Origin of the sequence: Fictibacillus enclensis (assembly GCF_001457035.1) — a bacterium.
Classification (GTDB): domain Bacteria; phylum Bacillota; class Bacilli; order Bacillales; family Fictibacillaceae; genus Fictibacillus_C; species Fictibacillus_C enclensis.
On sequence record NZ_KQ758617.1, the window covers coordinates 1907877 to 1922119 of the forward strand.

General features: G+C 43.3%; 16 protein-coding genes and 5 tRNA genes. 5 read left to right on the forward strand and 16 right to left on the reverse strand.

Features of this window, described 5'->3' with window-relative positions; genetic code table 11:
* Positions 1–89: 89 nt before the first annotated feature.
* The 7 genes from AS030_RS09845 to AS030_RS09875 all read right to left on the reverse strand — a co-directional run bounded on the left by AS030_RS09845 (position 90) and on the right by AS030_RS09875 (position 2835).
* Positions 90–182 (reverse strand) — tRNA-Ser (locus AS030_RS09845).
* 13 nt (positions 183–195) lie between these two features.
* A tRNA-Ile gene (locus tag AS030_RS09850) sits at positions 196–272 on the reverse strand.
* A gap of 38 nt (positions 273–310) precedes the next feature.
* Positions 311–386, reverse strand: a tRNA-His gene (locus AS030_RS09855).
* Positions 387–402: 16 nt separating this feature from the next.
* Positions 403–479, reverse strand: a tRNA-Met gene (locus AS030_RS09860).
* Positions 480–484: 5 nt separating this feature from the next.
* A tRNA-Asn gene (locus AS030_RS09865) sits at positions 485–559 on the reverse strand.
* Positions 560–706: 147 nt separating this feature from the next.
* Positions 707–1189, reverse strand: a complete 483-nt coding sequence (locus tag AS030_RS09870) for a DUF456 domain-containing protein (RefSeq protein WP_061971097.1) — start codon at positions 1187–1189, stop codon at positions 707–709.
* 29 nt (positions 1190–1218) lie between these two features.
* The gene (locus tag AS030_RS09875) at positions 1219–2835 is read right to left on the reverse strand and encodes a Na/Pi cotransporter family protein (RefSeq protein WP_338082312.1); all 1617 of its coding nucleotides are present in this window, start codon (positions 2833–2835) and stop codon (positions 1219–1221) included.
* A 167-nt stretch (positions 2836–3002) separates the two neighbouring features.
* On the opposite strand from AS030_RS09875, the gene AS030_RS09880 reads away from it, so the two are divergent.
* Complete coding sequence (locus AS030_RS09880) at positions 3003–3770, forward strand: DUF1189 domain-containing protein (RefSeq protein ID WP_061971102.1); 768 nt, start codon at positions 3003–3005, stop codon at positions 3768–3770.
* A gap of 38 nt (positions 3771–3808) precedes the next feature.
* Here AS030_RS09880 and AS030_RS09885 read toward each other — a convergent pair whose 3' ends face one another.
* Positions 3809–4684 (reverse strand): DUF1002 domain-containing protein, encoded by an 876-nt coding sequence (locus AS030_RS09885; RefSeq protein WP_141687046.1) that lies wholly within the window; start codon positions 4682–4684, stop codon positions 3809–3811.
* A 196-nt stretch (positions 4685–4880) separates the two neighbouring features.
* Between AS030_RS09885 and AS030_RS09890 the strand changes: the two genes are divergently transcribed.
* Both AS030_RS09890 and ispG read left to right on the forward strand, forming a co-directional pair.
* Complete coding sequence (locus AS030_RS09890) at positions 4881–5204, forward strand: hypothetical protein (protein ID WP_061971107.1); 324 nt, start codon at positions 4881–4883, stop codon at positions 5202–5204.
* Between the two features lie 110 nt (positions 5205–5314).
* Entirely contained in the window at positions 5315–6415 is a 1101-nt protein-coding gene (ispG, locus tag AS030_RS09895) for a flavodoxin-dependent (E)-4-hydroxy-3-methylbut-2-enyl-diphosphate synthase (protein ID WP_061971109.1), read from the forward strand.
* Between the two features lie 55 nt (positions 6416–6470).
* On the opposite strand, the gene AS030_RS09900 is transcribed toward ispG, so the two are convergent.
* The 6 genes from AS030_RS09900 to AS030_RS09925 all read right to left on the reverse strand — a co-directional run bounded on the left by AS030_RS09900 (position 6471) and on the right by AS030_RS09925 (position 10057).
* Positions 6471–6848 carry a hypothetical protein gene (locus tag AS030_RS09900; protein ID WP_061971112.1) on the reverse strand — a complete coding sequence of 126 codons (378 nt, stop codon included), beginning with the start codon at positions 6846–6848 and terminating at the stop codon, positions 6471–6473.
* A 128-nt stretch (positions 6849–6976) separates the two neighbouring features.
* Positions 6977–7189, reverse strand: a complete 213-nt coding sequence (locus tag AS030_RS09905) for a DUF1540 domain-containing protein (protein WP_061971114.1) — start codon at positions 7187–7189, stop codon at positions 6977–6979.
* 60 nt (positions 7190–7249) lie between these two features.
* The gene (locus AS030_RS09910) at positions 7250–7663 is read right to left on the reverse strand and encodes a Fur family transcriptional regulator (RefSeq protein WP_061971117.1); all 414 of its coding nucleotides are present in this window, start codon (positions 7661–7663) and stop codon (positions 7250–7252) included.
* Between the two features lie 15 nt (positions 7664–7678).
* Positions 7679–8530 (reverse strand): metal ABC transporter permease, encoded by an 852-nt coding sequence (locus AS030_RS09915; RefSeq protein WP_061971119.1) that lies wholly within the window; start codon positions 8528–8530, stop codon positions 7679–7681.
* A 15-nt stretch (positions 8531–8545) separates the two neighbouring features.
* Positions 8546–9313: a metal ABC transporter ATP-binding protein gene (locus AS030_RS09920; protein WP_061971121.1), complete on the reverse strand. Its 768-nt coding sequence runs from the start codon at positions 9311–9313 to the stop codon at positions 8546–8548.
* Positions 9314–9376: 63 nt separating this feature from the next.
* Positions 9377–10057, reverse strand: a complete 681-nt coding sequence (locus AS030_RS09925) for an HAD family hydrolase (RefSeq protein WP_061971123.1) — start codon at positions 10055–10057, stop codon at positions 9377–9379.
* Between the two features lie 150 nt (positions 10058–10207).
* Between AS030_RS09925 and AS030_RS09930 the strand changes: the two genes are divergently transcribed.
* Both AS030_RS09930 and AS030_RS09935 read left to right on the forward strand, forming a co-directional pair.
* On the forward strand, positions 10208–11491 hold the full coding sequence (locus AS030_RS09930; RefSeq protein WP_061971126.1) for an NCS2 family permease: 1284 nt from the start codon (positions 10208–10210) through the stop codon (positions 11489–11491).
* Between the two features lie 89 nt (positions 11492–11580).
* Positions 11581–11841 (forward strand): DUF2624 family protein, encoded by a 261-nt coding sequence (locus AS030_RS09935; RefSeq protein ID WP_061971128.1) that lies wholly within the window; start codon positions 11581–11583, stop codon positions 11839–11841.
* A gap of 60 nt (positions 11842–11901) precedes the next feature.
* Here AS030_RS09935 and AS030_RS09940 read toward each other — a convergent pair whose 3' ends face one another.
* On the reverse strand, positions 11902–12795 hold the full coding sequence (locus tag AS030_RS09940) for a deoxyribonuclease IV (protein ID WP_061971130.1): 894 nt from the start codon (positions 12793–12795) through the stop codon (positions 11902–11904).
* Between the two features lie 28 nt (positions 12796–12823).
* On the reverse strand, positions 12824–14110 hold the full coding sequence (locus AS030_RS09945) for a DEAD/DEAH box helicase (protein WP_061971133.1): 1287 nt from the start codon (positions 14108–14110) through the stop codon (positions 12824–12826).
* Between the last annotated feature and the right edge of the window lie 133 nt (positions 14111–14243).

The window sequence follows — 14243 nt, forward strand, 5'->3', positions numbered from 1 at the left end:
CAAGCCATCATTGGTGCTGATTCACCGTCGTAGGCTTGCTCCACCCCGCGATGATATGTTACGAATGTTATTCCTCTTTACAAAGTAAATGGAGGAGGTAGAGGGATTCGAACCCCCGCGAGCCGCTAAGCCCCTGTCGGTTTTCAAGACCGATCCCTTCAGCCAGACTTGGGTATACCTCCGTATGATTGTATGTGGTGGACCCTGTAGGACTCGAACCTACGACCAATCGGTTATGAGCCGACCGCTCTGACCAACTGAGCTAAGGGTCCATGTGGTTTTATTTAGTATATCATATATGTAAGTATAATGGGGCGACCGATGGGAATCGAACCCACGAATGCCGGAACCACAATCCGGTGCGTTAACCACTTCGCCACGATCGCCATCGCCTAAAAAATATGGTAGCGGCGGAGGGGATCGAACCCCCGACCTCACGGGTATGAACCGTACGCTCTAGCCAGCTGAGCTACACCGCCATAGTTGGCTCCACAGGTAGGACTCGAACCTACGACCGATCGGTTAACAGCCGATAGCTCTACCACTGAGCTACTGTGGAACAATTATGTTGTCCTCTAAGGGACAAGAATTACTATATCATTTTTCCATTATGTAAGTCAACTCTTTTTTCAACAGCCTTGGTTGGCCGTTGTCGAGAAGACAGATATAAATATAGCATGTTCCCATCCGCTTAGCAAGCACTTTTTTATAAAACCACATACAAAAAGTATCCAATCATAATCAATTGAATGACGATCTTAACTACCGTCCCTCCCAAAAAGCCAAGGACCGAGCCTACACCGACTCGGAAGGCATCCATGGGAGATTTGCGTCCAATAACGAGTTCAGCCAGAAACGCCCCGATAAATGGACCGGCAATAATACCGGCCACCGGAATGACAAACGGACCGACAAGCAGGCCGATGGTACTCCCCCATATTGCCGCTTTCGAACCTCCCCGCCTTTTGACTCCATATAAATTGCTGACATAATCCACAACAAACAAACTCGCCAGCAGAACGGACTGCACAACGATAAAAAAGATCGTGTATGAGTGAAAGGAATAAAACAAGCCATACAAAACAAACCCCAGTACAAGAAACAGTGCGCCTGGCAAAATCGGATAGATTAAGCCTGCAAAGGCAAACAGAAAAGACAAGATGATCAGCGTCCAATATAAATAATCCAACGTTTTACCTCCAACTATCCTCGCATTTTTTATCGCTCAAGAACAGCTTCAGCAATATTGACGGAATGATCACCGATCCGTTCGAGATTGCTGATGAAATCAACATAGACAACACTTTCCTGGCCGGTGCTCAAATTATTGTTGATATCCTGAATATGCTTCTTTCTCAACGTTCTTTCCATTTCATCAATATCATCTTCAATGGAGAGTACCTCTTCAGCCATGAACTTATTATTGGTCTCCAGCGCCTTAATGGCCTTTTCCAGACACGACTGGGTAAGAATCATCATATTCTCAAAATCCCTGGAAGTGACCTCTGAAAGCTTAATATTGTTTCTAGCCATAAAACAGACCAGATCAATCATATTTTTCATATGGTCCCCCACTCGTTCGATATCCTTGCAGAGGTTGAGCAGCATCGTATGCTCAGTTGATTCGTTTTTGGAAAGAGAATGAATCGATAATTTTACGAGAAATTTTGTGATTTGTCGGTCAAACCGGTTAATTTCCTCTTCATACTGCATGGCAGTGTCAGCATAACGGTTTTTTCGTGTTTGAAAAAAAAGCAACGCCAGTCTAAGGCCATCCCGGGAATAGGCCGCCATTTTCAGCAATTCCTGTCTCGCCTGATGCAAGGCAAATTCAGCTGAACTGTTAATCACTTTTTCATCCAGCTTCACCGTTTGGGTATCAACGGTCCATTCATCATCCCTGATCAAACGGGTAACAGCATAAACCAACAATGAAATGAACGGAAACAAAATTATGACGCTTGCGACATTAAAAAAGCCGTGTGCAAATGCGATTTCCATCGCCGGCTGTAAATTCATCGTGCGTGCGAACCATTCAATAATGCTTTTGTAGGGGATAAAGAAAATGAAAAAAATGACGGTGCCGATTACATTAAAAAGCACATGAACGAGCGCCGCACGCTTGGCATTCTGAGAAGCTCCGATGGCTGCAATTACTGCGGTGATGGTTGTTCCAATGTTTTCACCAAACAATACAGCAAGGGCACCGTTCAGATGAATCCAATCCATGGAAAACATTTGTTGAAGAATTCCTACAGTTGCACTGGAGGATTGCATAAACATAGTAGCTAGTGTCCCAATGGCTATCCCCAAAAAGGGCTGGTCATTAAGATGGTCATTTAAATTTTTAAAATCTAGGACTTGCAGCGGCTCAATTCCCGATGCCTTCAACTGTATTCCAAAGAACAGTGCGCCAAGTCCAAAAAGAATTCGTCCAATGGAAATATATTTATAGCTGCGAATAAAGAAAACAAAGAATCCACCCACTGCGAGCAAAGGCAAACCGAAGGCTGCAGCATCAAAGCCAATAATAAAAGTGGTAAAAGTTGTGCCTATATTAGCTCCCATAATGATTCCCACTGCCTGTCTCAATGTAAGCATGCGTGCATTAACAAGTCCGACAGTCATTACAGTGGTGGCGGAGCTGGACTGAATTAATATCGTAAAAAACAGACCAGTGAGAACCCCTGTATATGGATTTGTTGTTAAACTGTCAAGAATGTTTCGTAGCCGGTCTCCGGCAGAATTCTGAAGCCCTTCGCCCAAATATTTGATTCCAAAAAGAAAAAGGCCGAGTCCGCCCAAAAACTGAAACAGCATATCCTGAACACTCAATGTATTTGACAACCCCTTTTTACTAATCATCCTTCTGATATTATCTAGTTTTATAAATGTTCTGTAAAGATGCTTCCGAAAACCTTAACAAACCAATGGCTGCACATTGTTTGTTTTCTCATTATTCGCTAAAATTAATAGAGACCATTTAGGAAATGAGGAGTTACATGAGAATTGTCAATCATTTTATTAAGAGTCTGTATTCCCCGCAGACTGTGGCGCGTCTACGCTTTCAAGGGGTTGGAAAAGCAATCGGATACATATTTTTTCTTATTTTTCTCACTTCCATTCCCTTTGGAATTACATTTTCCATGGCCTTTAAATCAGGCACCGAGGAATTTGAGCAATCCATGAAGTCCGATATACCTGATTTCACGTTAAAGGATGGAAAGCTTTCTTCACAGCTCAAAAAGCCCGTCATTCAAACCGATGACAATCAAACCTTTATCTTTGATACCACGGGAGCCGTAAAGGAAAGCGACCTTAATAAGTACAATGATGTCATTGCCATGTTAAAGAACAAGGCGATCATTACATCGGGTGGTGAAACCCAAGCCTTTCCGTATCAGACGCTTGGCGATGTGACACTGACCAAACAGGATGTGAGTTCCTGGATCAATAAACTTTCGGATTTGCTTCCTATTTTGCTTCCATTGATTTTTTTGTTCATTTACCTCTTTACTGTAGCCATGAAGTTTATTGGCGTAACTGTCCTCGCCGTCATCGGCCTTGTTTTGCAGAACATCAGCCGCCGAAGCCTTAATTACAGAAGATTGTGGGTCATGTCCGCCTATTCCGTTACCCTGCCTACGGTTTTCTTTGCGGTCATGAAGCTTTTACATACCGAGGTGCCCTTCTCTTTTATCATTTATTGGGCAGTGGCTTCCCTCTTCCTACATCTTTCCATTAAAGAAACACCTGATCCACAAGCATAAAAAGAGGAGCCGGTTTCGGCTCCTTTTCGTATGGCCTTTTACTTTTGGAAAAGACCTTTTATGCCATCTATGATGGAAATAATGAAATCAATGAATTTTTGAAGAAACGATTGTGTTTCTTCTTTATTGAGAAAACCATCAAGATTATCTCTGACGTTATGCAGCTGGTCTTGAACGCTATCCCAGTTTATGTTCAAATCCTTCATTTTATTAAAAAGGGAAACCAGGCTGTTTAATTCATCATCTGTCAGTGTGATTCCCAGTCGTTCAGCTACGCGTTTGATCAAATCACGGAGTTCATCCTCGCTCTTTACCGGATGATCCGCAAGCTCCTGCTTGATTTCGGTAATCAGCTGAGTCGCTTCTTTTGTTCCAATACGGTCACCAAGCTCAGCGGTTTTAACCACTTCCTCATTGGCTACCTGCTTTTTTTCTTCGGGAATGTTTACATTTGCTTTTTGTTCATATGCTTTTAAAATTCCTGTAAGGGCGGCTGTACCCGATACCTCAAATGGGGCGGTCACATAAATGTCGGCGTCTTTAACACCCGCGGTAACAAGAGCATTCACAATCATGCTGTCTGTTACCCAATTGATGTTTTTAGCTTCAACATGAAGCCCTTTCCCCTTTTCTGCCAGGGTAACTTTTGAAGATGAAATCGCCCGGGTGCCCAACTGGGCCTTTGAAACATATTTACCGAGATATTGATGTTCCTCCTCGTTCGTTACGGTAACAGTATCCACATCTGAGGATACGCCCATTTCATTCAAAATTTTTGTTTTTTGATCCGGAGTCAAATCTTCCCCCAATGTAACGATGACATCTCCGGGAGCTGCGTCAGCAAATGCTTTTAAAGGAACCATAAAAACAAGTGCAAGCAGCATTGGAATTAACCATTTTACATTCCGATTCATGTTTATACTCCACCTCATAATTTGTTTTTCCCATCTGTACCCATGTATCTTTCTCTCTCTTTTTAAGATACATCTCCCATTTTACACCACACATCTTTCTCCCCGCAAACTTATCCTTGAAGCTTCAACAGCGATAAAAAAGGAATAAATTGATCGCTCGTACATATACATGTCCTAAATAAAGGAGGACAAGCTTATGAAAAAGTTTATATACATTTGCCTCACCCTTGTTGTCGTTTATACGATTGCCTATGATCTAAAGGTTGGTACCCTTCAGCCGTACAATCAAAAGGCTGCTCCTGTTGCCGCAATTAGTATCCAAAATAGCACACCTTATCAAAAGGTCAAAATTTCTTCCGGAGATACAGTACTGTCAGTGATTGAAAGACTGAATCCATCCTCCCTTTCCAAACCGATCCCCGACCTGGCAAAGGACTTTCAGCGTTTGAATCACGGAATACGTCCGGAAAGTATCCAAGTGGGCAAAAGCTATAATTTTCCGGTATATAAAAAGAATTAAAGGACTCGTTTCCTTGCCAAACTAAAGACAACCTTGCTAAAATATACTATTGTACAGATGGAAAAAATCTGTTGTTATGAATAAATAGAGATTAAAGGAGCGGTTCACCTATGAGTGAAATTACGCATCGTTCAAAAACAAGACCTGTGAAAGTCGGCCCTTTAACCATTGGCGGAAACAATCAGGTTATTGTTCAAAGTATGACAACAACGAAGACTCATGATGTGGAAGCAACTGTTGCTGAAATCAAACGCCTGGAAGAGGCAGGCTGCCAAATTGTGCGTGTCGCCTGTCCTGACATGCGTGCAGCAGAGGCTATTGCTGATATAAAGAAACAAATCTCCATCCCTCTTGTGGTTGATATCCATTTCGACTACAAACTGGCTCTAAAAGCCATTGAAGGCGGAGCAGATAAAATCAGAATCAATCCGGGAAACATTGGACGCCGGGAAAAAGTGGAGGCTGTCGTTAAAGCAGCAAAAGCCAAAGGCATTCCAATTCGAATAGGTGTAAACGCTGGTTCTCTTGAAAAAAAATATCTTGAAAAATACGGATATCCAACAGCGGAGGGAATGGTCGAAAGCGCCCTTGACCATATTAAAATCCTTGAGGATCTGGACTTTCACGACATCATTGTTTCCATGAAAGCATCCGATATCAATCTTGCCATTGAAGCGTACGAAAAAGCTGCACAGGCCTTTGACTACCCGCTTCATCTCGGTATTACCGAATCCGGAACACTATTTGCCGGAACTGTAAAAAGTGCTGCCGGACTGGCCGTTATTTTAAACAAAGGCATCGGAAATACACTTCGTGTTTCGCTTAGTGCCGACCCGGTAGAAGAAGTAAAAGTAGCAAGAGAACTTCTCAAATCCTTTGGATTGCTTTCTGATGCTGCTACACTGATCTCCTGCCCGACATGCGGAAGGATTGAAATTGATCTGATTTCTATTGCCAATGAAGTGGAAGAATACATTTCCAAAGTGCGTGCTCCAATTAAAGTAGCGGTGCTCGGATGTGCCGTAAACGGACCTGGCGAGGCCCGTGAAGCTGACATCGGAATTGCCGGTGCCAGAGGCGAAGGGCTGCTTTTCCGCCATGGCGAAATTGTACGCAAGATCCCTGAAGATCAATTGCTTGATGAGCTTAAAAAAGAAATAGACAAGCTGGCTGAAGAATATCATTCCAAACAGCAAGCTGAACTTGTATAAATGGAAAACCCCTGCCATGCTGGCAGGGGTTTTTTATGTGCTCCACAGATTGTTTCTAAAAGAAAGGTGCAAACAGCAAACTGATTACGATAGAAGCAATTCCAATTCCGATCGCCCAGTAACCGGAAGTGGCAGCTCCGCGCCTTACAGCAACAAATCCTCCGATAATACCGGCGGCGCCAAAAAGCACGGGAAGAATAAACAATGACAGGACAGAGAGAATAACCGAAAACATGCCAATGACCCTTCCGGTTTGGCCTGCATCCTCCCTGGCTTCCTGTCCTTTTCGCCTTTCATGAATCTCTGAGTCGTCTCGCGGACGCTCGTATTCCGGCAGTGCTGTACCACTTGTGATGGGCACAACATCTGCAGCCATTTCCTCTCTGTAATCCGGATCACGGTTAACGGGTTCCGATGCATTATTTTCTGCCATACTAATCCCTCTCTTTCTGAATTGGAGCGTTTTTAGTATGTCTTGATCACGTTGAAATATAGTTGTTAATAATTATGAAATTTAAAAGGTCCAAAATAAAAAGGAGCGCGCGTGCGCTCCTCTTTTTATTACTGCTTTTGTTTAAACGTATGGCAGCATGTTTCAGCAGATTTATCCGCGCTGTCTTTATGCCTGGCATCTCCGATCAGCTCTCCGCTTGCTTCCATTTTGTAGTCTTTATTGGCATGCTTATCGATTTCTACAAGGATGGCATCGGCAACACAATTATTGCCTTCTCCCCAATAGGTACAATTTGCTACATTACATTTTACGGTTGGCAAATGACTCTCCTCCTTTTACAGCTAGGATGCGCCATTTGGAGAATCATCATACCCGCCATTTCAATTCACACACACTTGGCAGACACCGTAAATTTCGAACTTATGGCCCGTTACCTGAAAGTCGGACAAATCCGTTGCTACATTTTCCATGGGACACGCATTGACCTCTTTTGTTTTTCCGCATTTCAGACAGATGAGATGATGATGATGCTCCTTGGTCGGACACGTAAAGCGGAACTTCTTTTCTCCTTCGAGCTCAGTCTCCTCAAGAATATCGAGCTCGGAAAAAGTGGAGAGATTCCTGTAAATGGTATCAAAGCTAAGTCCTGGATAATTTTCCTTTAAGGCATCCTGAACCTCTTTTGCACTTAGATATCGTTTTTCATCCGAAAATAATTGCAACAAATCCCTGCGTTTGTCGGTGTATTTAAAGCCCTTCTTTTTTAATAAATCCATCGCGGTTAAAACATCCAAATTTTTCCACCTCCACTATTCACTCAATATCGGTTTTCTGGCTCTCCATTTTTTCCAGGCAAGAGAAAGCAGTAATATCAACACAGAGATCATAACAATGGTTCCGCCGGGAGCCAGGTTCAAGTAGTACGAAGATATCAAGCCAAGGATCACAGCTGTCTCACCAAAAATAACAGAAAGAACAAAGGTCTGCTTAAATCCATTGGCAATGCGCAGACTTGCCGCAACCGGAAGCGTCATCAGTGCGGAAACCAGAAGTATTCCAACAATCTTCATGGAGGATGCGATGACCAAGGCTACCATGATAATAAACAAAAATTGAATCCACTTTCCTTTAATTCCTGAAACAGCTGCCTGTTCTTCGTCAAAAGAAAGCAAAAAAAGTTCCTTGTACAAAAACAGGACAAAAGCAAACACGAGCAAAAGGATGTAAAAAACGGTCCAAACATCCGATTTTTTCACAGCCAGCACACTTCCAAAAAGATAATTAAATAAGTCCGTATTAAAGCCGTTCGCCAATGAAATAAAAATGACGCTGAGTCCAATACCTGCAGACATGATGATAGGAATCGCAAGCTCTTCATAATGCTTATAAACCTTCCGGAGCTGCTCGATTCCAATTGCTCCACCTACTGAAAAAACCATCCCCATATATAGCGGGTTCAACCCCTGGAAAAACCCAGGGCTCCGGCCCAGCATCAAATTGGCTGCGATGCCGGCCAGCGTAATGTGCGAGAGTGCGTCGGCGATCAGGGACTGTCTTCTGACAACGATAAACACGCCAAGAACCGGAGCTAAAAGGCCGATCATGATGCCGGTTAAAAACGCATTTTGTAAAAACTCATAATGAAAAAACGGAAATGACATCCAAACTTCCTCCGGTTAATGAAGATGTTCCAGTACATGGACATGATGCCCATACATCTGAGAGAAACCCTCTTTTGAGATTTCTTTGAATTCTTTTGTATCCCCATGAAAATGCAACTGATTATTTAAACAGGCAACATGGGTTACATAGTCGGACATTACACCGACATCGTGGGTGACGAGCAATAATGTCAGTCCTTTTTCTTCGTTGAGGCTCTTAAGCATCTGATAGAAGTTGGATACAGATGCGGCATCCACTCCTACTGTCGGTTCATCAAGAATGAGCAGCCTTGGATCACTGACCAGGGCTCTTGCGATAAATACTCTCTGCTGTTGGCCGCCAGAAAGTTCACCGATATTCCGGTGAGTGAATTCGGTCATACCCACCGTTTCAATGGCCCCCATTATTTTTTGTTTGTGTTTTTTCGTTAAAAAACGAAAAAGCCCGACCTTACCGAACAACCCCATTGACACCACTTCATATACGGTTGCTGGAAAAGCCGTGTTAAAACTGTTCGCTTTTTGGGAAACATACCCAACTTCTTCCCAATTTTTAAATCGACCGAGAGGAATACCAAAAAAGGATACCCTTCCGGATTGGGGCTTCAGCAAACCCAGAATGCATTTAATCAGGGTGGATTTTCCGGAGCCATTTGGCCCGACAAGCCCGATAAAAGCACCATTCGGTATTTCAAAATTTATGCGATCAAGAACATACCTGTCTCCGTAATGAAAAGATAAATTCTCGATTTTCACGGCAGCCGTATTATCGTGTTTTGACATAAGCGCCTCCAAGCAATAGTAACGATTACGATTTATATTCCTGTAAAGTATACAAGAATCCCTCTATTTTGTAAAATCCCTCGCCTGCACACCAACTTCACTCAATAAATACTCTTTAAGTTCTTGATGATGCTTCAAAATGTCATTCGCCAAAATCAGCTTCTCTTCAGGCAGTGTAGTTAAAAGAGCCAGAACGAATGCTCCTGAAGCCACAGCTGCCTGGATGCCAAGCGGTGCATTTTCAACCACGATCCATTCATTTGGACGGTATGAAAATTGCGCAAAGACCTTTTCGTAAGGTTCAGGTGAAGGCTTTCCCTTTTCCACATCATCACCTGTAATCACCGCATCAAATGTTATACCCATCTCCTCAAGCCTTTCCAGTACCTCGTTCACAAATTCCTTCCTGCTGCCCGTGGCCAAACCGATTGGAATTCCGGATTGGGATAAACCTTTAAGAGCCTGTAAGGTGTGTTGATAAAACCCATACTTGGAATGCTTCACAAAGTGGGTCCGCTTGTTGCGGTAGATCGCCTCCTGCTGTTCCAAAGGAAGCTGCAGTCCGTAAATACGGTTCACATGAAGAATAGTCTGCATGCCTGGCATACCTTCCAGCTCGTAAAAATCGGCCGCTTTGACTACATGCCCCTGTTCGCGGAACGCGTGGTGCCAAGCCAAAGCATGATCGTCCATTGTATTTACCAATACTCCATCCATATCAAAACAAACTGCTTTATAGTTCATATGTATCATCCTTTTTTCGCTCAAAACCAATCCCATTGTCAAAAGAAGAAGTAGTCAAAAGATTAGCGGTGCGTTATAATTTTTAATTGGCAGCCTGCGATAGCAGGATGCCGGGTGGGCGAGGGATAAGTAAATAAAGAAGGGAAACACTTGAAGTTATCAAGATTTTTTGAAGTAGAAAAGCACCACAGTTCAGTGAAACGGGAAATATTGGCGGGGGTTACATCGTTTTTTACGATCGCCTATATCATTATCGTCAACCCGCTTATATTGGCGGACGCCGGAATGCCCTATTACGGTGTACTGCTGGCTACCATTCTGACATCAGTTGCCGGATGTTTCTTTATGGGGTTTTACGCCAATGCCCCTATCATATTGACTCCGGGAATGGGCGTCAACGCTTTTTTTACCTATACGATTATACAGGGTATGGGGCTGTCCTGGAGAGAAGCGCTCGCTGCTGTTATTCTCTCAGGCATTTTATTTCTTATCATCGCATCAACAAAGCTTAAAGATGTCCTGTCAGAAAGCATCCCAGCTTCCTTAAAGCATAGCATAACCGTAGGAATCGGTTTGTTCCTGGCGTTTATCGGCCTTCAAAAAGGCGGTATTATTGAAGCGAGCACAACCACATTTGTGAAACTTGGCCATTTAAGCCATCCCACAACCTTGCTGACCATCATCGGTCTTATTATTACTCTGTTTCTTTTTTCAAGAAACATAAAAGGAAGCTTTCTTATTGGAATTGCGGTCACCTGTCTGATTGGCTATGTTACAGGATGGGAACATGCGGCCGAAGATTCACATACCAAATTGGAACTTTCTCCATTTATGCAGCTTTTTTTCGGAGCCGATTTTAAAGGAATGTGGAGCCTTCCTTTCTGGATCGCTACATTTTCCTTAACCATGATTGTAACGTTTGAAAACATGGGACTTTTGCACGGCCTTCTTCCGGACCAAAAAAAGTTTCCAAAAGCGTTTCAGGCCAATGCTGTCACGTCTCTTATCTCGGGAGTTTTCGGGACAAGTCCTACCATTTCTACCGTAGAAAGTGCGGCCGGCATCTCAGAAGGCGGTCGGACCGGGCTGACAAGTGTGGTGACTGGAATCCTGTTCCTTGCTTCCATTGCCGTTACGCCGTTTTTAAGTCTGATTCCGGATGGGGCGATTGCGCCTGTTCTGATTATTATTGGGGGATTGATGGTTCAAAACATACAGCAGATTCCTCTCTCCGATTTTACAGAAGGATTTCCTGCATTTTTGATCATCGCGCTTATTCCGCTCACTTACAGTATTGTGGACGGGCTGGCATTTGGCTTCATCGCCTACCCTATATTAAAATTGGCTGTTGGGCAACGAAAGCAGATTCCTGCCCCCATGTACATCATCGCTTTATTATTTTTAATTAACTTTGTCTTTCATTCTTTCATATAAATGATCAATCAAAAAGCCGTTTTAAACGGCTTTTTTCTGTTCACTTTTTTTCCGCTCCTTCATAGGATAGGGTGACAGGAGGGGATATCATGAATCCGATTATGGTTCATATGATCAACAACAAGTTAAATCAGCTTACTGCACAAGAGCTCGTCGGTCTGGCCGCACAGCACCAGTTTCCCGTTTCTATGCAGGAAGCCACTCAAGTAGTAAACATTTTAAGAAGATATAACATAAACATAATGAATGCTGCACAACGGGAAGAAATCATTCAAGCCATAGCTCATGAAGTCAATCGCGAAAAGGCAGCAACCATCCAATACTTAATCAACAATTATTTAAACAGATAAAAAAAAGAGACGGACATGAACAGCATACCCTGGTGCAGTTCACCTTCCGTCTCTTTTTAGTCATACCGTCAGCAGCTGCTCCTGCAGAGTAGGAACAAATTCTTTATTCTTCAACATCTCGATCTCCAATTGGTAAGGAGGCTTTTTGTTGTTTTTATCTGTTCCCACATAAGGAGTTTCTAAAATTTTTGGAATATCATCTAGCTGCGGGTGATGGACGATGTAATTCAATGCATCAAATCCAATTTTCCCAAACCCAATATTTTCGTGACGGTCTTTGCTCGCTCCACATTCGTTTTTGCTGTCATTAATATGAAGGACTTTCAGACGGTCAAGCCCGATAATTTTATCGAATGAATTGATAACGCCATCGAAGTCATTGATAATATCGTAGCCGGAATCGTGCGTATGGCACGTATCAAAACAGATGGAAAGCTTGTCATTTTGATGTACCCCTTCAATAATAGCTGCAAGCTCCTCAAAGGTACGCCCGCACTCTGAGCCTTTTCCGGCCATGGTTTCAAGTGCAATTTGCACGGTTTGATCCGGTGTCAGTACTTCATTTAATCCTTCAATGATCTTTTTGATTCCCTCTTCTGTTCCGGCACCCACATGTGCACCCGGGTGAAGGACAATCTGCTTTCCGCCGATTGCTGCAGTCCGTTCAATTTCCGAACGCAGAAAGTCTACTCCCAATTGGAACGTTTCAGGCTTCAATGAGTTTCCGATATTTATAATATATGGTGCATGCACGACGAGTTCCGTCATGCCGTTTTCTTGCATATGCTTGATCCCGGCCTCAATGTTAAGGTCTTCAATCTTTTTTCTGCGCGTGTTTTGGGGAGCGCCGGTATATACCATAAAGGTGTTTGCTCCGTAGGAAGCTGCTTCCTCACTTGCGCCAAGCAGCATTTTTTTTCCGCTCATTGATACATGTGATCCTAGTTTTAGCATCGCCTGTTCTCCTTCTCTAACCGGTTTGTTACTTTTTATTGCGGTTTTGCCTTTTTTCCATTCTTCTCTTTTCTTCAGCCATCTTTTTCTTATAGCCCGGCTTTACTTTTTTGGGCTTTGGAAGGCTTGCTCCCTGCTTTCCTTTTTCAACGGAAGCTTTTTTCATCCGTACAGGAACTTCAATCCATTCACCGTTCTTGATTTCTTCCTGGACAAAATGAATCTTGCGGCTTTGCAGCTTTTGGATCGCAAGCTGATCGGATGGTTCATAAATGGTTGCGGCAATACCAGACATGCCCGCACGTCCCGTCCTGCCTGTACGATGAATATAATAATCCAAATCAGACGGCAGTTCAAAATTAATGATGTGGCTGATGCCTTTAATATCGATACCACGCGCAGCCAGGTCGGTCGCAACTACATATTGGAACTCGGCTTTTTGTACGCGTTTCATGATGTTTTTTCGCTCACGCGGAGGCACATCCCCATGAATGCGTTCAACATTCATTCCCTCTGCAAGCATTGCATCCCCGACCTCGTCCGCTGTTTTTTTCGTATTAACGAAAATTAAGCAAAGATACGGATTATAGGCCTTTGCCACCTCAATCAGTGTTTTCTTTTTATCCCTGTGTTTTAACGGGATTAACACGTGCTTGATTTCTTTGGCCGTTGCCTGTTCCGGACTGATATGAACATGCCGGGGATTATTCATGTACTTTCTCAGGAAAGGCTGCAGTTTTTCAGGTATAGTCGCTGAAAACACCAGCATTTGAATTTCATTTGCCATGCGTGAAGCGACCTGGTCAACGTCCTCAATGAATCCCATATCAAGCATCTGGTCCGCTTCATCCACAATAAGTGTGGTTGCCGAAAAAATACTGATTCCTTCGTTGTTAACCAGATCCTTAATGCGGCCCGGAGTTCCTATGATAAGATGGGGTGCATTCTTCAAACGGTCTGCCATTCGTTTCCGGTCGGTACCACCGACCACGGTCTTGGCTCGCACATACTGGTCTTCCGGAAAATAAGGAGTCAATTTTTCGTACTCATCAAAAATCTGTTGTGCCAGTTCTCTTGTTGGTGCGGTAATCACAGCTTGAATTTCATTTCTCGCTGGATCGATCTTGCTCAGAACCGGAAGCAAAAAAGCAAGAGTTTTTCCTGATCCGGTTTGTGACTGGCCGATAATGTCGTGGCCCTTCAATATCCCGGGAACAACCCGTTCCTGAATATCGGTTGGTTTTTTAAAACCTTGCTCGGTCATTGCGTTTAATAAAAAAGGTTTTATATTTAAACGGTCAAACGCTGTTTTCATTTTTTATCACCTGACTTTTTACATTTGTAGGGTCTACTTTTAGTATTATAGAGGAAGTCTTTGAATTTAGCCATGTAGAATAGGAAATCCGCCTAATAGCATGACATCCGCACACCTCCTGGCCATCCATTTC